Origin of the sequence: Brevibacterium spongiae (assembly GCF_026168515.1) — a bacterium.
GTDB lineage: Bacteria > Actinomycetota > Actinomycetes > Actinomycetales > Brevibacteriaceae > Brevibacterium > Brevibacterium spongiae.
Map to the genome: position 1 here is coordinate 1,554,281 of NZ_CP093443.1, position 17,680 is coordinate 1,571,960.

The 17,680-nt window shown below is 65.2% G+C and carries 14 protein-coding genes; 7 read left to right on the plus strand and 7 right to left on the minus strand.

The window, feature by feature from the left end:
* Positions 1-161 precede the first annotated feature (161 nt).
* Positions 162-728, minus strand: coding sequence for a helix-turn-helix domain-containing protein (locus L1F31_RS06955; protein WP_265419090.1), 567 nt, complete (start codon positions 726-728; stop codon positions 162-164).
* 96 nt (positions 729-824) lie between these two features.
* Entirely contained in the window at positions 825-3,194 is a 2,370-nt protein-coding gene (locus tag L1F31_RS06960) for an ABC transporter permease (RefSeq protein ID WP_265419916.1), read from the minus strand.
* 133 nt (positions 3,195-3,327) lie between these two features.
* Here L1F31_RS06960 and L1F31_RS06965 point away from each other — a divergent pair, with 133 nt between their 5' ends.
* Positions 3,328-3,984 carry a TetR/AcrR family transcriptional regulator gene (locus tag L1F31_RS06965; RefSeq protein ID WP_265419917.1) on the plus strand — a complete coding sequence of 219 codons (657 nt, stop codon included), beginning with the start codon at positions 3,328-3,330 and terminating at the stop codon, positions 3,982-3,984.
* Positions 3,985-4,094: 110 nt separating this feature from the next.
* Here the strand turns inward: L1F31_RS06965 and L1F31_RS06970 are convergent, their stop codons facing one another.
* From L1F31_RS06970 to L1F31_RS06980, 3 genes are all read right to left on the minus strand, one after another.
* A complete protein-coding gene (locus L1F31_RS06970; RefSeq protein ID WP_265419918.1) occupies positions 4,095-4,829 on the minus strand; it encodes a DsbA family oxidoreductase in 735 nt (244 codons plus the stop codon).
* A gap of 45 nt (positions 4,830-4,874) precedes the next feature.
* On the minus strand, positions 4,875-5,939 hold the full coding sequence (locus L1F31_RS06975) for an Rv2578c family radical SAM protein (RefSeq protein ID WP_265419919.1): 1,065 nt from the start codon (positions 5,937-5,939) through the stop codon (positions 4,875-4,877).
* Between the two features lie 76 nt (positions 5,940-6,015).
* Positions 6,016-6,546 carry a flavin reductase family protein gene (locus L1F31_RS06980; protein ID WP_265419920.1) on the minus strand — a complete coding sequence of 177 codons (531 nt, stop codon included), beginning with the start codon at positions 6,544-6,546 and terminating at the stop codon, positions 6,016-6,018.
* Positions 6,547-6,879: 333 nt separating this feature from the next.
* Between L1F31_RS06980 and L1F31_RS06985 the strand changes: the two genes are divergently transcribed.
* The 6 genes from L1F31_RS06985 to L1F31_RS07010 all read left to right on the plus strand — a co-directional run bounded on the left by L1F31_RS06985 (position 6,880) and on the right by L1F31_RS07010 (position 15,117).
* Complete coding sequence (locus L1F31_RS06985; protein ID WP_265419921.1) at positions 6,880-8,211, plus strand: MFS transporter; 1,332 nt, start codon at positions 6,880-6,882, stop codon at positions 8,209-8,211.
* 56 nt (positions 8,212-8,267) lie between these two features.
* Complete coding sequence (locus tag L1F31_RS06990) at positions 8,268-9,647, plus strand: LLM class flavin-dependent oxidoreductase (RefSeq protein ID WP_265419922.1); 1,380 nt, start codon at positions 8,268-8,270, stop codon at positions 9,645-9,647.
* Between the two features lie 89 nt (positions 9,648-9,736).
* The gene (locus tag L1F31_RS06995; RefSeq protein ID WP_265419923.1) at positions 9,737-11,011 is read left to right on the plus strand and encodes an MFS transporter; all 1,275 of its coding nucleotides are present in this window, start codon (positions 9,737-9,739) and stop codon (positions 11,009-11,011) included.
* 114 nt (positions 11,012-11,125) lie between these two features.
* Positions 11,126-12,613 carry an MFS transporter gene (locus L1F31_RS07000; protein WP_265419924.1) on the plus strand — a complete coding sequence of 496 codons (1,488 nt, stop codon included), beginning with the start codon at positions 11,126-11,128 and terminating at the stop codon, positions 12,611-12,613.
* A gap of 194 nt (positions 12,614-12,807) precedes the next feature.
* A complete protein-coding gene (locus L1F31_RS07005; protein WP_265419926.1) occupies positions 12,808-14,325 on the plus strand; it encodes an NCS1 family nucleobase:cation symporter-1 in 1,518 nt (505 codons plus the stop codon).
* A gap of 48 nt (positions 14,326-14,373) precedes the next feature.
* Positions 14,374-15,117, plus strand: coding sequence for an aspartate/glutamate racemase family protein (locus L1F31_RS07010; protein ID WP_265419927.1), 744 nt, complete (start codon positions 14,374-14,376; stop codon positions 15,115-15,117).
* Here L1F31_RS07010 and L1F31_RS07015 read toward each other — a convergent pair.
* Entirely contained in the window at positions 15,090-15,923 is an 834-nt protein-coding gene (locus tag L1F31_RS07015) for a GntR family transcriptional regulator (RefSeq protein WP_265419928.1), read from the minus strand. The genes L1F31_RS07010 and L1F31_RS07015 overlap by 28 nt on opposite strands.
* A gap of 13 nt (positions 15,924-15,936) precedes the next feature.
* Entirely contained in the window at positions 15,937-17,613 is a 1,677-nt protein-coding gene (locus L1F31_RS07020) for a DUF885 domain-containing protein (RefSeq protein ID WP_265419929.1), read from the minus strand.
* Positions 17,614-17,680 lie beyond the last annotated feature (67 nt).

Consider the following 17,680-nt stretch of genomic DNA (forward strand, 5'->3'; position numbering starts at 1 on the left):
CTCGAAGATGTCCTCGATGAGGGTTCTCACCTGCGCGTATGGGTCGGGTCTCACGTCGAATCGTTTCTGGTGGTAGAAGAACGTCGACCGGGCCAAACCCGCGACCTGCAGCAGCAATGGCAGTGGATAGTCTGCCTTGAGACTGGCAACAATGCGTGCTTTCACAGCTGCCCTTTTTGCCTCAAGGCCCGCAGTTTTTTCAAGTAAGCGTTCTCCGCTTCAGCCCGCAGCAGCCGGTCTTGCAGCTGCCGATACTCGGCCAGGCTGATGTCCTCGACATGCGTCTTCTTCGCCATCAGGTCTGGCTTCGACGGTGCCGGATCAGCATCGGGGTCCTGACCGTTGTCGAGGGCTCGTATTCGTGCTGTCTTGCCTTTGGCCGGCGGCGGTGTCACGAACGCGTCTTCGCCCTTGTCCCGGTATTTCTTCGCCCAATCAACCACGGTACGCGAGGACGCCAAACCGAGCTCTTGAGCCAGGACGACTTTGTGTTCGCCGTCGAGGTACCGTTTCGCAGTCGCGATCTTCGTCTCTGCCGGTATGCGGCGGGGCTGGTGCGGTTCCATGACCGATATTGTTCCACGCACCAGCCACCGGTCGTGGAGGAGTTTGAGCGTGGGTTTATGCACGTCGAGCTTCGTGGCTGTCGCGGCATAGCCGTGCCCTTTGTCGAAGAGGTCGATCGCGGCCCTGGCTTGTTCGTCTGTGATCAGACAGTCCTTACGCATGGAGTGGTCCCTTCAAGTTGTCTTGTGTTGATCACAGTCCAACTTTCGGGGACCACTCCACGCCAGGTGGCTGGGGCGCCGTCAGGTAGCTCTGGGTCAGACGGTTGAGGGGATCTCATCCTCTGCGGACTCGCGGCTGCGGGTCTGTCCGTCGCCGGCTGTCGGGGCCCGTCGCTCGGACTGCTGTGCCCCGGGCTCGTCGTTGACGATGGTGCCCTGCACAGTCTGATGCGAACCACGGCTATGCGATGAGTCCTCAGCGGCCTCCTCGTCGTCGGGGTTCTGCGCCGAGGGCGACATGCCCAGCGCCAGTGCCTGCTTGCGCTGTTCCTTGGCGATCTCACGCTCGCGTTCGAGATGGAGATTGCCGAAATCGTGCTCGGTGCGCGGCGGCTTGATCCCATCGATGAGGAAGACCAGGGCCAGCGATACCAGACCCCACAGGCCGAGGACCTGCAGATGCTCGGTGACGACGTCGCCGTCGAAGTAGAGGATCGACCGGATCGTCTCCACCGAGGCTGCCATCGGCAGGAAGTCATGCAGGGTGGAGAAGAACTTCGGCACCATGTACTGCGAAAGCGCGCCGTTCGACGAGGGCACACCTGCGAACATGAGCGTGCCGATGACCGGGATGATCGCGAACATGCCGATGAGTCTTTCGAAGACCATCGCAAACATCGAGATACAGGCGATCGCGAGGGTCCCTGCACCCCAGAGGGCGGCGAAGTGCCCGTCGACGGCACCGGTGATCGGGCCGGCGATGAGTGCGACGACCAGGGACATGAACGGTGCGTAGGCGACGATGATCGGCAGCATCCGCTTCAGCGGTCTGGTCCACGGATTGGCGTTCGCGGCGACGATGACGACCATGAAGCCGGCGAGGATCCACCCCATCGCCACGTACATCACGACGACGCCGTTCTTGTCTCGGTCGGGCAGCGGCGCGAGGTTGTCGACGGTGAGCTCGGCGTCCTGCGCCGAGGCGACCTGTTCGAAGACCTGCACGGCCACTCGGTAGGAGGCATTGTTGCCGGCCTGGTTGGCCAGAAGCTCGAAGTCCGAGTTCTTCTCACTGGGCAGGACGAGGGCGGCGACCTCATCGCGATTCTCCACGAGGCGCTTCGCCTCGCCCTTGTCACCGAGTGCCGTGAACTCGAACTTGCCGTCCATCTGCTCATCGAGCTGCTTGATCGTGTCTTCGGCCTGCTCGGTCGAGGCGCCGACGACGGCGACGGGCATGTCCTTCGGAGTCGGAGAATGCATGGCTCCGAGCATGAACGTGATCATCATCGTCACCATGGCCAGCGGGAAGAGGGTCAGTGAGATGTAGCGGATGACCTTCGAATCCGGGCGGCGTCCGCCGTGGATGGCGGGCACGTTGACGTCGAGCGGCACGGGGTGGGAGTTGCGCTTGGCGTAGAAGTGGTCATAGACCTTCGTCAGCAGCAGTCCGGCGACCGCTCCGAGGGCGAGCACGAGCAGGTGTCCGGTGACCCCGTCGCCGTTGAAGTAGAGGACCGAGCGCAGCGATTCGCCGATCGCGGGCATGGGGAGGAACTCGTGGGTGAAGCGGAAGAACTTCGGCATCGTGTATACGGGCATCGCCATATTCGACGACGGCATGCCGAGGGCCATGAGGAAGAGGATGCCGATGATCACGCCCATCGCCCCGACGAGGCGGGTGATGAACAGCTGCACGGAGGAGATGGCGAAGATGCCCAGCCAGGCGATGCCGAGCACCGCCACCGTGTCCTTGACATCGACGACATCGAGGATCGGACACGCCACGGTCCACACCAGGGCGGCGATGGCCGTCGACCAGCCGGCGAGGATCGGCACGATGCGTTTGAACTTCAGCAGCTCGGGCGAGTTCGTCCGCAGCACGCTGAAGGGCATATAGCCGGCCATGACGATGGCCGTCATGAGGAACATCGCCGCCATTCCCGTGGGGTCGTTGTCCGGAAGCGGCACGATGTCATCGGTGGTGACCTTGAGTCCCTCGTCCTGGAGGGCAGGGGTGATCAGCTGCTCGACCGTGGTCGACTGCTGGACGCCTGCACCGCTGGCGGTGACGATCGTGGCGGTATCGCCCTTGACGATGACGGCTGCTGAGGCCTCCCGGTCGTAGACCTTCTCCCGGGCCGAGTAGGCATCGTCGGTGACCTCGATATCGAACGCGTCCGGTTCGGAGCCGTTGATCGCGAACCTTGCGTCGTCGGCCTTGGCCGAGGAGCCGGACACGACGATGGGCATGTCATTGGCGGTGGGGGAGTGCATGGTCCCCAAGTAGCTCGTGATCATCATGCCCACGAAGACGAGCGGCATGATGAAGATCGCAACAGTCCGGCCGATGAACTCGGCCTTGGCCCGTTTGGCGGCAGCCGCCTGATCGGTCGACGGTTCCTCGGTCTCGTCTGTGCCCAGGTCGCGGGCCTCTCTTCTGGTGCGTGGCGGTCGTTCGGCCATCGCCGTCCTCCTGATGGTTTCGAAATCCTGTGATCTTCGTCGACCACCATGTACTCAAGCAGTTTAAGACACGTGACTTAAAATCGTAAAATCACGGTATGGTGATCTCTGAGACACATGGAAAGATGAGGGAATGAAGACCCAGAGTGACCGGGCGCGTGAGGTGCTCCTCGACGCGGCAGAAGAGCTCTTTGCACGCAATGGGATCGACGCGGTGTCCAACCGTCGCATCGTCGAGCATGCCGGAGCTGCGAACCATTCGGCCATCGCCTACCATTTCGGTGGCCGCGATGGGCTGCTGCGGGCTCTGGTGGCCCGGCATCAGAGCGAGATGATCGAGCGCAGGCGTGAGCTCATGGCCGGCCTGAGCACCGAACCCAATATCCATGAGCTCGTCACCTGCCGACTGCGGCCGCTAATCGAACTGCTCGACAGTCTCCCGAGGCCGAGCTGGCGGGCTCAGTTCATGTCGCAGATGGCGGCGGTGCCCTCTGCTGTCGAGATCGCCAAAGAGGTGATCGGAGATGCCGGTGTGCCCGATGAGCTGCGATTCATCAACTGCGGCGTCAACGGGATTCCCGCAGGAGTGCTGCGCGGCCGCGCCTATCTGCTGGGGTCGATGGTCGTGGGCGTGTGCGCCGACCAGGAGGCGAAGATGAACGACGATGCCAACAAGGGCAGCTGGGAGCAGGTCGGACGGTTCCTCATCGATGCCGCCTCGGGGATGCTCGGGGCGCCCGTCACCGATCCGGACGGTGCGGTGCGCTATCCGAACGTCCCCCTGATCTGATCAACAGGCGGCTCTGCCCGGACCTTCTATTGCTACCTGACGGCGCCCCAGCAACCCGGCGAAAGGTTGCTGGGGCGCCGTCAGGTAGCAATAGAGGGGGTTTGTCTTGGTCAGCTGCAGCCGTCAGGCCCGCAGACCGCGCCGTCGGCATACTCGTCGGCAGGTGCGCCGTCGGCAGACTGTCCGGGTCCCGCGAGCACCGTCAGCTTCTGGCTCTCCTCCCATGCGGTGTCGAGCGCCTGGGCGAAGACCTCTGCGGGTTGGGCGCCGGAGATGCCGTACTTGCGGTCGATGACGAAGAACGGGACGCCGTTGGCACCCAGGGAATGGGCCTCGCTGATATCGGCTCGGACCTCAGCGGAGAATTCCTCGGAGTCGAGGACGCGCCGGACCTCAGCGGCATCGAGGCCGAGTTCGCTGCTGACCTCACTGAGGTAGGCGATGTCGCCGATGTCGCGTCCCTTCTCGAAATGGCCCGACAGCAGGGCTTCCTTCGCCTCCGACATCACTCCCTGCGTCTTCGCAAAATGGAGGAAGCGGTGTGCGGTGAAGCTGTTGGCCACGACGACCGCATCGAAGTCGTAGCTCAGACCGACTCCGGCGGCCTGTTCGGTGACATGGTCGAACATCTGCCGCACCTGCTCTGTCGGCATGCCCTTCATCTGGCTGAGGTACTCGGTCTCGGTGCCGTCGAAGTGGTCGGGCAGGCTCGGGTCGAGCTGGAAGCTGCGCCACTGCACGTCGACCTCGTTCTTGTGGTCGAAGCCGTCGAGGGCCGCTTCGAAGCGACGTTTGCCGATGAAACACCATGGACATGCGATGTCCGACCAGATCTCAATCTTCATACCTGCGTCAACCGCCTCCGCGTCATGCTTATTCCGGGCGACGCCTCAGAACAGGGCCTGCTGCGCCGGGGCGGCGAACGAGGCCGCGGGCGGGCTCTGCGGTCCGACATCGGCCGGCCGCTGCCTGCCGCGCATCCGTGAGGTCTGCGGGTAGTCGTCATCGCTGCGAGCGCGCAGTTCGAAGCGGTCGATGAGAGGGTTGATGCGCTCGCCGAGCCACTTCCGGTACTCCTTCGAGGCATAGGGCGAACGGGCGTACATTCGCCGGTAGCGGGGGAGGAGTTCGGGGTGTTCGCGCTCGAGCCAGGTGAAGAACCATTCGCGTGCACCGGGCCGCAGATGCAGCGCTCCGTAGACGACTCGGGCGGCTCCGGCGCTCTTGATCGCGGCAAGAGCCGCCTCGAGGTGATCACGGGAGTCGGTGAGCTTCGGCATGATCGGCATCATGAAGACCGTGACGTCGAATCCGAGTTCGGCCGCGGCGCGAACGGCGCCGAGTCGGGACTTCGTCGTCGGGGTGCCCGGTTCGATGCTCTGTTGGAGGGCGTCGTCGTGGACGGCGATCGACATGCTGATCTCGACCGGGACGTCCTCGGCGGCTCGAGCCAGGAGCGGGAGGTCGCGGCGAAGCAGTGTGCCCTTCGTCAGGATCGACATCGGCGTCTCATTCTCGGCCAGGGCGCTGATGATGCCCGGCATGAGGCCGTAACGGCCCTCCGCCCGCTGGTACGGGTCGGTGTTCGTGCCCAGGGCGACGTGGTCGTGTGCCCACTTCGGGCGCGATGCCTCGGCGGCGAGCACCTCGGCGATGTTGACCTTGACGATGACCTGCCTGTCGAAGTCCGTGCCGGAGTCGAAGTCGAGATAGCGGTGGGTGCTGCGGGCGAAGCAGTAGACGCAGGCATGTGAGCAGCCGCGGTAGGGGTTCACCGTCCAGGAGAACGGCATCGAGCTCGCCTGTGGGACCTTGTTGAGGGCCGACTTCGCAAGCACCTCATGAAAGGTGATGCCGGAGAACTCCGGCGTGCGCACAGTTCGGATCAGCCCCTTGAGACCGAACAGATCCGGAGTCTCAGGACCTGCGTCATCGGTCAGCTCGTTCCACCTCATGAACTCATTCGAACATGAGTTCGAATACGAGTCAAGGGGTGGTGAACGGGCGGTCAGCGGGAGGGCGTGGGAGTGGTCAGGAGACGCGCATCCCCTTGAAGGCGCTGCGATGGAAGACGAGCGCCTCCGGGCCGACTTCGCTGGTGGTGCCGAGGATCTCCAGCAGCGCCACGGTGTGATCGCCGGCCTCGACTTCGTTGTACAGGCGAGTCCACAGGTAGGCGGAGCTGTCCGGGATCGTCAGGCCGCCGGCGGCGGTCACCGCAGGCGTGATTCCGGCGAAGCGGCGACTGCGGTCCTTCGCCGCCAACTGGCGGGCCAGTGACTCCTGGTCCGTGCCCAGCAGAGAGATGCCCAGCTCGGGTACCTGCCGCAGGGAGGGCCAGGTGGTCGACGACTTCTGCACTGCGACACTGACCAGCGGCGGATCGAGGGACACCCCGACCGTCAGGGTCGAGGCAACGAGGCCGAGCGGAGCTCCGTCGATCTCGGCACCCAGGAAAGCCACTCCCTGGGGGAAGTGGGAGAACGTCTCGCGGAGCGCCTCCGGTGTGGCCGGGCTCGCCGCAGGCGTTGGTGCGGTGGTGGGGTCTGCCAAGAGCGTCATTCCTTCACCTCTGAAGATCTGTTGAGCGAAATGGACCGGACTCCCGCTCGGGCGGTTGAGCCGGTCCGGGTCGTTCCTCTGTCGGTCGGTCCTGTGGCGTCGTCGGTCGGTTCTGTGACGGCGGCCGCTGTGTCGGGCCGTTGATCTCGATCATTGCAAATCGGACAGCGAACTGCAGCGGTCGAAGTCATATGACGACGTCGTGTGACCTCATGTGACGGACGAAGTCGGGTCGTGACGACATTCGCATCTATGACGTCGCTGGGCGACATAGATTGCTCAGCGAATCTCTCACTCGGCAATTTCCCTCGGACAGTCACACAGGAGCAGCCCATGACACAGACCTCGGCCACAGCGCCGATCACCCAGGATCCTCCTCGGGGGCTCTTGGCGGGCAAGAAGCGGGTACTGGCCTCGGCCTTCGCCGGTACGACGATCGAATGGTACGACTTCTACCTCTACGGAACAGCTGCCGCCCTGATCTTCAACGTCCAGTTCTTCCCCTCCGACAGCGAGCTCGGCAGCCGCCTGGCTGCCTTCGCCACCCTGGCCGTCGGCTTCTTCGCCCGCCCGCTCGGCGGAATCATCGCCGGTCACCTCGGTGATCGGGTCGGCCGCAAAGCGCTGCTCGTCGTATCCCTGCTGTCGATGGGGATCGCCTCGACGCTCATCGGCCTGGTCCCGAACTTCGAGGCCATCGGCTGGTGGGCTGCGGCCTCCCTCGTCGTTCTGCGCATCGTCCAGGGACTCTCGGCCGGCGCCGAATGGGGCGGATCGGCGCTGCTGTCGGTTGAGCATGCGCCCGCTCGCAAGCGGGGGCTGTTCGGTTCGTTCACGCAGATCGGATCCGCTGCGGGCATGCTGTTGGCCACCAGCGCCTTCTTCCTCGTCCAGAATTCGATGAGTGCCGAAGCGTTCGAATCCTTCGGCTGGCGGATCCCGTTCCTCGCCTCCTCTCTGCTCGTCGCCCTGGGGCTGTGGATCCGCCTCGGAGTCTCCGATGCGCCCGAATTCCAGGAGCTCAAAGACTCCGGGAAGGTTGCGAAGGCTCCGCTGCGCGAGGTCATCACAGAACACCCGAAGGTCCTGCTCATCACGATCGGGCTGCGCCTGGCACAGAACAGCGTCTTCTACCTCATCACCGTCTACATGCTCAGCTACCTGGCTGAGAACCGCGATGACTCCACCTCCGGAGTCACCGCGGTGATGATCGCCTCAGCGGTCGGCCTGGTCACCGGCCCGGCCTGGGGATGGGTCTCCGATCGCGTCGGCCGCAAGCCCGTGACGGTCTTCGGCTTCATCGGCATCGCCGTCTTCGGTTGGATCTTCTTCGCCTTCCTCGACAACGGACCGCTGGCTTTCCTGCCCATCGTCGTCATCCTCGGCATGAACCTCGCCCACGACGCCGTCTACGGACCGCAGGCGGCGTGGTTCGCCGAGCAGTTCCCCATCGAGGTCCGCTACTCGGGAGTGAATATGGGCTACCAGCTGGGCACCGTCATCGGCGGCGGCATCATGCCGATGATCGCCGCCCTGCTCTACGTCGCCGGCGGCTATTCGCCCTGGCTCATCTGCGGCTACCTCACCCTTCTGTGCGTGCTCTCGCTCATCGCCGCAGTGGCTGCCAAGGACCCGGCCAGGTCACTTGCGCGCACCGCTGCCTGAGCAGACAGCCGCCCACTCAACCCCGCACCACTCACTGCTGAAAGAGGAGTACCCCGATGACCAAACCGATCCTGCTCAACGCCTTCGACATGATGACCCCGGTCCACCAGTCGCCCGGACTGTGGCGACACCCGGAATCCCGTGTCGAGGACTTCACCAAGCTCTCCTTCTGGACCGATCTGGCCAAGACCCTCGAAGACGGCGGGTTCTCGTCCCTGTTCCTCGCCGACATCCTCGGCGTCTACGACGTGTACGGGGGCAATGCCGATGTCACCAATCGCGGGGGAGTGCAGTTCCCGCTGCTCGACCCGCTGGTCGCGGTGCCGGCGATGGCCGCAGCGACGACGACGCTGGGCTTCGGCGTCACCGCCTCGGTGACCTATGAGAAGCCCTACCTGCTCGCTCGCACACTGACCACCCTCGACCACTTCACGAACGGTCGCGTCGCCTGGAACATCGTCACCAGCTACGTCGATTCGGCTGCCCGCAACCTCGGACTCAAGGGCCAGATCCCCCATGACGAACGCTATGACCGGGCCGATGAGTTCATGGAGGTCATGTACAAGCTCTTCGAGGGCTCGATCACTCCCGAGGCGCTCAAGGCCGACGCCGATGCCAACGTCTTCGTCGACCCGGACGAGGTCCACGACATCGGCCACGAGGGCAAGTTCTTCACCGTGCCCGGTCAGGCACTCGCCGTCCCGGGGCCCCAGGGGACCCCGCTGCTGTTCCAGGCCGGCGCCTCGAAGCGCGGGCAGGAGTTCGCCCTCGACCACGCCGAGGCGATCTTCTTCTCCGGTCCGACCCCGCAGATCCTGCGCAGTTGGGTCGACAAGGTCCGCGAGGGGCTCGAGGAGCGCGGCCGTGATCGCAATTCCGTGAAGATCTTCGCCCTGGCCACCGTCATCGTCGATGACACCGACGAGGCCGCCGAGGCGCGGCTGGCCGATTACCGGAAGTACGTCGACACCGAATCCGCGCTCTCGCTCTTCGGTGGGTGGACCGGAGTCGACCTCTCCGGTGCTGCTCCCGACGACACGCTCGAATACGTCGCCACCGAGGCCAACCAGTCCGCGCTCGCCTCCTTCACCACCATGGCCGGAGACGCGCCGTGGACCATCCGCGATCTCGCGGAGTTCGTCGCCCTCGGCGGCCGCGGGCCCGTCATCACCGGATCGCCTGCCACGGTCGCCGACGAATTCCAGCGCTGGATGGACGAAGCGGACATCGACGGCTTCAACATCGCCGCCGCAGTGCGCCCGGCCGATGCCGAACGGTTCACGAAGTACGTCTCGCCCGAACTGCGGCGCCGCGGACTTCTGCCCGAACCCGTCGCCGGAGCCACGGTGCGCGAACAGCTCACCGGGGCCGGACCGCGCCTGGCCGACGATCATACGGGTGCCCGCTACCGCCTCGGCGAGGGCGCACGCGTCTGATCCGCACGGCGTGAGCCGGGATCGGGAGACGGCCGTGGGGCATAATGGTCTGCGGCCGTTTTCCGATCCGCCGACCGAACAGAGACCGTATGAGTGCCCCGACGCCGCTGACCACGACCGACTCCACCGAGGATCGCTGGTACCGGCGCAAGGCGCTGTTCGCCGCCGCGGTCGGCTATGGGCTCGACGGCTTCGACCTCCTCATCCTCAGCTTCGCTCTCTCGGGCATCATCGCGTCCTTCGGACTCAGCGACGTCGAGGCCGGTTCGCTGTCTACGATCACCCTGCTCGGAGCGGTGGTCGGAGGCATCGTCTTCGGGGCGCTCGCCGACCGCCACGGGCGCATCAAGGTGCTCACGTGGACGGTGCTGATCTTCGCCGTGTTCACAGGCCTTTCGGCCTTCGCCCAAGGCTACTGGGACCTCGCGGCCTACCGGTTCATCGCCGGGATCGGCATCGGCGGTGAGTTCGGGATCGGCATGGCATTGGCCGCCGAGGCGGTGCGGGCCGACCAGCGCGCCCGGGCCACCTCATGGGTGGGAGTGGGATTTCAGCTCGGCGTCTTCGCGGCAGCCCTGATCTCTGCTCCCGTCATCGCACTCTGGGGCTGGCGGGCACTGTTCGTCATCGGCCTCGTCCCTGCCGTGTACGCCTTCTTCGTCCGCTGCGGCGTCGACGAGCCCGAGGCCTTCGTCCGAGCGCAGGGTGAGACCCCCGGGCCGTCCGCCGGTGAGGAGGCGGGAACCGGAGCGGGGGAGTCCTTCGCCGCGAAGATCGGCTCTCTCGTCAAAGATCGGGAGACGGCGAAGATCACCTTCGCCCTGACGGTCCTCACCACTGTGCAGAACTTCGGCTACTTCGGCGTCATCACGTGGCTGCCGAACTACCTCTCTTCGCAGATGGGGCTTGGGGTCACGAAGGGCTCGCTGTGGACTGCCGTGACCGTGATGGGCATGCTCGCGGGAATCCTCATCTTCGGGCAGGTCGCAGACCGTCTCGGACGGCGACCGGCATTCTGGATCTTCCAGGCCGGGGCGATCATCACCATCCTCGTCTACAGCCAGCTCGGCGACCCGACGGCGCTGCTGGCCGGAGGGTTCTTCATGGGTGCCTTCGCCAACGGCATGCTCGGCGGTCACGGAGCGCTGCTGGCCGAGATGTACCCGACCGAGGTCCGTGCCACGGCCCAGAACGTCATCTTCAACATCGGCCGCGCCATCGGCGGCCTGGCTCCGGTCGTCATTGCTCTGCTGGCCGGGTCGCTCGGCTTCGGGTTCGCACTCGCGCTCCTGCCGGCCATCTACGTCATCCAGTTCCTCGCGATGTTCCTCCTGCCGGAGAAGCGCGGGCACGCTCTCGAATGAGGCGCCGTCAGTGAGCGAACGAGGAAGCGCAGGCGGCCGACCGAGGAAGCGTCAGTGACGAAGTGTGACAACCGGACACGGTGAGCGGCGACGAGAGTCCGATACTTGTCGATTGTGACTTCACCAGATCCTGCCGCCGAAGCGGCTCAGACATCAGCAGCCGCTCAGGCACCTTCGGGCTCGCAGACGCCGCGCATCGTGTCCTCCGCCGCCGACATCCACTCGGTCCTCGCCGAATTCGGGTCCCAGGGCACGAAGACGACAGCGGTCATCATCCTCGCCCTCGGCGGCATCTTCATGGACGCCTACGACTTCTCCTCCCTGGCCTTCGGCATCACGGCGATCAAGGAGCAGTTCGGCCTCAGCGGATTCATGACCGGTCTCGTCAACGCCTCGATCATGGTCGGTGCCGTCTTCGGTGCGCTCTTCGGCGGTTACCTCGTCGACAGGTTCGGACGCTACAAGCTGTTCATGGCCGATATGGTCTTCTTCGTCATCGCCGCGATCGGCTGTGCGGTGGCACCGAACGAATGGGTGCTCATCGCCTTCCGCTTCGTCATGGGCATCGGTGTCGGACTCGACCTGCCGGTGGCGATGGCGTTCCTCGCTGAATTCTCCAAACTCAAGGGAAAGGGCAACCGCTCACAGCGTGTCAACGCCTGGTCGCCGGCGTGGTACTTCGCCACCGGAGTCGGCTACCTCATCGTGCTCATCATCTTCCTCACCCTGCCGTATGAGCAGCACGCGATCCTGTGGCGCATCGTCGTCGGCTTCGGGGCAGTGCCGGCCCTCATCGTGCTCCTCGTTCGTCGCCGCTATCTGGCCGAATCACCCGAATGGCTGGCCAACCAGGGAGACCTCAAAGGCGCCGTCGAGGTCATGCGCAGCCACCACAACCTCAACGTCGAACTCGCCCCCGCGAAGGAACGCGAGACCGCGAACCAGGACGTGACCGAAACTGCCGCCGGCGGACGGTGGAGCGGCTTCGCCGAACTCTTCTCACCCCGCTACCGTGTGCGCACCATCGTCGCCCTCTGCGTGTCAGTGTTCTCGACCTTCGGCTACAACGCCGTCGCCTACGGCACCCCGCTCATCATCACCACGCTGTTCCACCAGACGCCGCTGATCACGATCGTCTCCTCGCTGATCATCAACCTCGGATTCGGCACGATCGGCGGACTGGTGGGAATGAGCATCGTCAACCGCTTCGGCACCCGCAGGATCACTCTTGTCGGGTTCATCATCCAGGCGGCATCACTGGGTCTGCTGGCGATCGTGGGCATTCCGAGCGGGGCACTGGTCCTCGTCTCCGTGGCCATGCTCTCGGCCTTCGTCTTCGCTCAGGCAGGCGGTCCGGGAGCGAACCTCATGAACTACGCGACTCTGTCGTATCCGACGAGGCTGCGCGGAATCGGCATCGGCTTCAACCAGTCAGTGCTGCGTGCCTTCTCGATCGTCTCGCTCATCATGTTCCCGATCCTCGCGGCGTCCCTGGGCACCGGAGTGTTCTGGATCGTCGCCTGTGCGCCTGCCGCCGGCGCGATCGCCGTCGGCATCGTCGTCTGGGATCCCACGGCCAAGGACGTCGAACACGAAGACTGATTCCGGCCCACGTCGCCGAATCGGATGAATGGTATGCCATTCTTCTGATTCGGCGACGCGCGAATAATCCGCGATGTCCGTTGCCAACGCACTGTGACGCAGGTTACGCTGAGGTGGTCAGATTTCGACGCCACAGAGCTGTGTTCCTCGTTTGGTATCCCAGCGTGGTGTCCGGGCCCCGAGGAGCGGACTGTATGAGGAATACCGAGACGGCGGCGACGGTGAAGCCGACGCGCCTGGGGCCCAGCCCCGATCAGCTGGCGGCGCACAGGATCAGCCCACGGTTCTACAACGCCGACCTCGCCCCGGCGCGCAAGGAGGGACGCAGCTGGACCGCCTACAGCGTCTTCACCCTGTGGGCCAACGACGTCCACTCGCTGGGCAACTACGGTTTCGCACTCGGACTCTTCGCCCTCGGCCTCGGCGCCTGGCAGATCCTCGTCGCTCTGCTCGTCGGTGCCGCACTGCTCTTCTTCCTGCTCACGCTCTCCGGATTCATGGGCTACAAGACCGGCGTTCCCTACCCGGTGATGAGTCGGATCTCCTTCGGCATCCACGGCGCCCAGCTGGCCGCCTCGGTGCGGGGAATCGTCGCCATCGCCTGGTTCGGCATCCAGACCTATCTGGCCTCGAGCGTGCTCAACGTCCTGCTGCTCACGCTCTTCCCCGGACTGCAGCCCTGGGCCGATGCCGAGTTCCTCGGCCTGTCCGGGCTGGGCTGGTTCTCCTTCACTCTGCTGTGGATCGTCCAGGTCATCATCGTCAGCTGCGGAATGGAGATGATCCGCCGATACGAGGCCATCGCCGGGCCCATCATCCTCGTCACCTTCCTGGCCCTGGCGATCTGGATGCTCATCCGCGTCGACTTCTCCATCGCCTGGTCGACCGACGACGCCCTGTCAGGTTGGGAGATGTGGATGCACATCCTCGGCGGCGGTTCACTGTGGGTGGCCATCTACGGGACCTTCGTGCTCAACTTCTCCGACTTCACCCGTGCTGCCAAGAAGAAGGGCTCGATCGTCGTCGGCAACTTCTGGGGCATCCCGGTGAACATGCTCGTCTTCGGGCTCGTCGTCATCTCGCTGGCCGGAGCCCAATACAAGATCGACGGCACCGTCATCACCTCACCGGCCGATATCGTGCAATCGATCGGCAACCCCATTCTGCTCGCCCTGGCCTCGCTGTCGCTGCTCCTGCTCACAGTCGCGGTCAACCTCATGGCGAACTTCGTCGCCCCGACCTACGCGCTGACGAACCTCTTCCCACGGCACCTGAACTTCCGCCGCGCCGCGATCATCTCCGCGATCATCGGCTTCGTCATCCTGCCGTGGAACCTCTACGATTCGCCGGTGGTCATCGTCTACTTCCTCGGCGGACTCGGCGCGCTGCTCGGACCGCTGTTCGGCGTCATCATGGTCGACTACTGGGTCATCCGCAAGACCCGAGTCAACGTCCCGCAGCTGTACACGGACGCCGGCGACGGAGAGTACTTCTACCACCGCGGCGTCAACTGGAGGGCGATCGGAGCGTTCATCCCCGCCTCGGCGATCTCGCTGGTCTTCGCCCTCGTGCCGGCCTTCGTCGGGCTCTCCGAGTTCTCCTGGTTCTCCGGCGCCGCGATCGCGGCCCTCATCTACTTCGTCATCGCCCGGCGCGACTTCACGTTCCGCGAAGTCGACGGCGAAGAGATCGCCGTCCCCACCCACCACTGAAGTCGCGGGACCGCACCGAAGTCCCTGAACTGCACCGAACGGAGCGCAATGAGAATCCTCGTCGTCAACGTGAATACGACGCGGGCCATGACCGAGGGCATCGCCCACGCGGCCCGGCAAGCCGCCTCGGCGGGAACCGAGATCATCGGCCTGACCCCGGAGTTCGGGGCCGAGTCCTGCGAAGGCAATGTCGAAAGCTACCTTGCCGCGCTCGGTGTCATGGACGCGGTGCTCAAGTATCCCGGCCAGTTCGATGCCGTGATCCAGGCCGGCTACGGGGAGCACGGCCGCGAAGGTCTGCAGGAGCTCCTCGACGTTCCCGTCGTCGACATCACCGAGGCGGGCGCGGCCCTGGCGCTGCTCCTCGGCCGCCGCTTCTCCGTCGTCACGACGCTCGATCGGACCGTTCCGCTCATCGAGGACCGCCTGCTGCTGGCCGGGCTCGATGCGCACTGCGTGTCCGTGCGTGCTTCGGGGATGGCAGTGCTCGAGCTCGAGGAGAATCCCGACGCCGCAGTCGCAGCGATCGTCGAGCAGGCCGCCGAGGCGGTCGAGCAGGATCGTGCGGAGACCATCGTCTTAGGGTGCGGCGGAATGGCCGATCTCGGTGAGATCATCCGCAGACGCTGCGCAGTTCCCGTCGTCGACGGTGTAGCCGCGGCAGTGCGCCTGGCCGAATCCCTCGTCGGGCTGGGCTTGAGCACCTCGAAGGTGCGCACCTACGCCCCGCCCCGGCAGAAGCGCCTGAGCGGTTGGCCCTTCGGTCAGTCCGCAGCCGCCGACGCCGACTGAGTGTCGCCGGTCTCCGGGCTGCTGTCGTTCGGCACGCCGGCGGGCTGGTCGGTGGGCTCGTCGGTACTCGGCGAGGCGGACTTGCCGGCAGGCTCGTCTGCGGACTGGTCGGTACGCGGCGAGGCGGACTCGCCGGTACGCGAAGCGCTGCTTCCGGTCTGCGCGAGCCGTCTCGAGTGCTTGTCGTGCTGCTCCTGGCTCGTGCCCAGATGGCGGGCGGCCAAGGCGCCGGCCAGAGCCTGGTCCCGGCGGGCGATGGCATCGTAGAGTTCCGCATGCTCGGTGGCGACGACGGCCAAGTCGTCGTGCTGGCTCAGCTGCCATCGCATCCGAGAATCGAGCAGGGACCCGATCTCGGCCAGCAGCTCATTGCCGGAGAGCTCGATGACGATGGCGTGGAATTCGGCCGCGCACCGGTGGGCTCCGACGGCGTCGCCGGTCTCCGAGAGCTCACGGCCCTTGAGCATCGTGGCCTCGAGACGGGCCAGCCCCTCCCGCGTGTGCCTCTGCGCGGCGAGTTCGAAGGAGAGCACGTCGAAGACCGTGCGCACCTCATTGAGGTCGGCGATGTCGCTGGGGGAGAACTCCCTGACCGTCGACCAGGTGTTGGGCCGATTCGTCACCAGCCCTTCGGAGGCGAGCTTCTTCAGCGCCTCCCGGATCGGCACACGTGAGACCCCGAGTTCGGTGGCGAGGTTCCGTTCGACGAGCCGTTCGCCCGGTGCCCGGTCGCCGTCGATGATCTCATTGCGCAGCACCTCGGTGACCCTGACGGTCTCCGAACGCGGCATCTCAGCGGACGTCATACTCACCCTCTTCTCACTGAATGCGTTTCATCGCACGGCCGAGGGTGTCGAGTCCGACCGAACCGAGACCCAGCGCGCGCGTGTGGAAGTCCTTGAGGTCGAAGTCGGCGCCGGCGGCGGCCTTCGCCTCGTCCCGGTACTGCTCCCACAGGCGCTGGCCGATCTTGTAGCTGGGAGCCTGCCCCGGCCAACCGAGGTAGCGATCGAGTTCGAAGGCGAGGAAGGACCGGTCCATGGCGACGTTGTCGGTGAGGAACTGCCAGGCCTTCTCCCGGTTCCAGATCCCACCGCCGAGGCTCTCGGGAGCCTCGAGCTCCAGGTGGAAGCCGATGTCGAGGACGACACGGGCGGCCCGCAGTCGCTGTGAATCGAGCATGCCGAGGTAGTCGCCGGGATCGTCGAGGAAACCGAGGTCGGCCATGAGCTTCTCCGCGTACAGAGCCCAGCCCTCACCGTGCCCGGACACCCAGCACATGAGTCGGCGCCAGCGATTGAGAGTGTCTGAGACGTAGGTGGCCTGACCGACCTGCAGATGGTGACCGGGCACACCCTCGTGGTAGACCGTCGTCTTCTCCTGCCACGTGGCGAACTCCGTGACGCCTTCGGGCACCGACCACCACATGCGGCCCGGCCGGGAGAAGTCATCGGTGGGACCCGTGTAGTAGATGCCGCCGGTGGCCGAAGGGGCGATCATGCATTCGATCGTGCGCACGGGTTCGGGAATGTCGAAATGGGACTTGCCGAGCTCGCTGATCGCTTCGTCGGCCACTCCCTGCATCCACTCGCGCAGGGCATCGGCACCGTGGAGGGTGCGGTCGGGATCATTGTTCAGCGCCTCCATGACCTCGAACAGGTCCGCACCGGGCATGATCTTCGCTGCGACCTCGCGCTGTTCGGCGTCGATGCGGGCAAGCTCGTCGAGTCCCCAGGCGTAGGTTTCGTCGAAGTCGACCTCGGCGCCGAGGAAGTCCCTCGAGTACAGAGCGTAGGCCTCACGTCCGCACGCTTCGTTCTCCGCCCCTGCGGGAAGAACCTGTTCGCCGAGGAAGTCGGCCAGTCCGGCGGAGGCTTCGCGGGCCGCCTCGGCGTGGGTGTGCAGTTGTCTCTGCAGCGCCTCGGGGACGTCGTTCGCTGCGCTGACGAGCCGGTCGAAGCTGCTGCCGGGCTCGGCGAGGGTGCGCGCCTGCTCGATGACCTTCTCGATCTGGATCCGAGCGGCGACGCGACCGTTGTCCCGGGCCATCAACAGCGACTCCTGATAGCCGGCGAGCGAGTTCGGCACTGCGGCCAGAGTGGTGGCGATGGCCTCCCAGTTTGCGACGGTGTCGGTGGGCATGAGATCGAAGACGTCGCGGACCTGTTGCAGGGGTGACTCGATGACGTTGAGGCTCCCATGCTTGATCCCGGCCTCGAAGTAGTCCCGGTCGACGCCGAGGCGATCACGCATCGCGTCGATGGTCACGAGGTCGACATCGTCGAGACCGTCTCCGGTCGCTGCCTCGTCGAGTCGGGCCAGGGTGGAGACGGTGACATCGTTGAGCGCGGACAGCCCTGCGGGGGAGAAGTCGTCGAGTCCTTCCTTCCCCTCGATTCCGAGGTAGAGGGCGAGGGAGGGGGAGAGGGCGAGCATGTCATCGACGTAGTCTTCAGCGACCGCGTCGACTGCGGAGGGGGTTCTCTTCGAAGTCATGCCCTCCACCTTATCGCGAGCTGGGTCACATCTGTGGTGGACGCGGACGAAGCCGTCTTGCCGGAAC

What these genes read in the sequence shown, in the direction of transcription:
- L1F31_RS06995 (WP_265419923.1), top strand. Translation starts at nt 9,737, where the DNA reads ATGAGTGCCCCGACGCCGCTGACCACGACCGACTCCACCGAGGATCGC.
- L1F31_RS07010 (WP_265419927.1), top strand. Translation starts at nt 14,374, where the DNA reads ATGAGAATCCTCGTCGTCAACGTGAATACGACGCGGGCCATGACCGAG.
- L1F31_RS06985 (WP_265419921.1), top strand. Translation starts at nt 6,880, where the DNA reads ATGACACAGACCTCGGCCACAGCGCCGATCACCCAGGATCCTCCTCGG.
- L1F31_RS06990 (WP_265419922.1), top strand. Translation starts at nt 8,268, where the DNA reads ATGACCAAACCGATCCTGCTCAACGCCTTCGACATGATGACCCCGGTC.
- L1F31_RS06975 (WP_265419919.1), bottom strand. Translation starts at nt 5,939, where the DNA reads ATGAGGTGGAACGAGCTGACCGATGACGCAGGTCCTGAGACTCCGGAT.
- L1F31_RS06965 (WP_265419917.1), top strand. Translation starts at nt 3,328, where the DNA reads ATGAAGACCCAGAGTGACCGGGCGCGTGAGGTGCTCCTCGACGCGGCA.
- L1F31_RS06970 (WP_265419918.1), bottom strand. Translation starts at nt 4,829, where the DNA reads ATGAAGATTGAGATCTGGTCGGACATCGCATGTCCATGGTGTTTCATC.
- L1F31_RS07015 (WP_265419928.1), bottom strand. Translation starts at nt 15,923, where the DNA reads ATGACGTCCGCTGAGATGCCGCGTTCGGAGACCGTCAGGGTCACCGAG.
- L1F31_RS07020 (WP_265419929.1), bottom strand. Translation starts at nt 17,613, where the DNA reads ATGACTTCGAAGAGAACCCCCTCCGCAGTCGACGCGGTCGCTGAAGAC.
- L1F31_RS07005 (WP_265419926.1), top strand. Translation starts at nt 12,808, where the DNA reads ATGAGGAATACCGAGACGGCGGCGACGGTGAAGCCGACGCGCCTGGGG.
- L1F31_RS06955 (WP_265419090.1), bottom strand. Translation starts at nt 728, where the DNA reads ATGCGTAAGGACTGTCTGATCACAGACGAACAAGCCAGGGCCGCGATC.
- L1F31_RS06960 (WP_265419916.1), bottom strand. Translation starts at nt 3,194, where the DNA reads ATGGCCGAACGACCGCCACGCACCAGAAGAGAGGCCCGCGACCTGGGC.
- L1F31_RS06980 (WP_265419920.1), bottom strand. Translation starts at nt 6,546, where the DNA reads ATGACGCTCTTGGCAGACCCCACCACCGCACCAACGCCTGCGGCGAGC.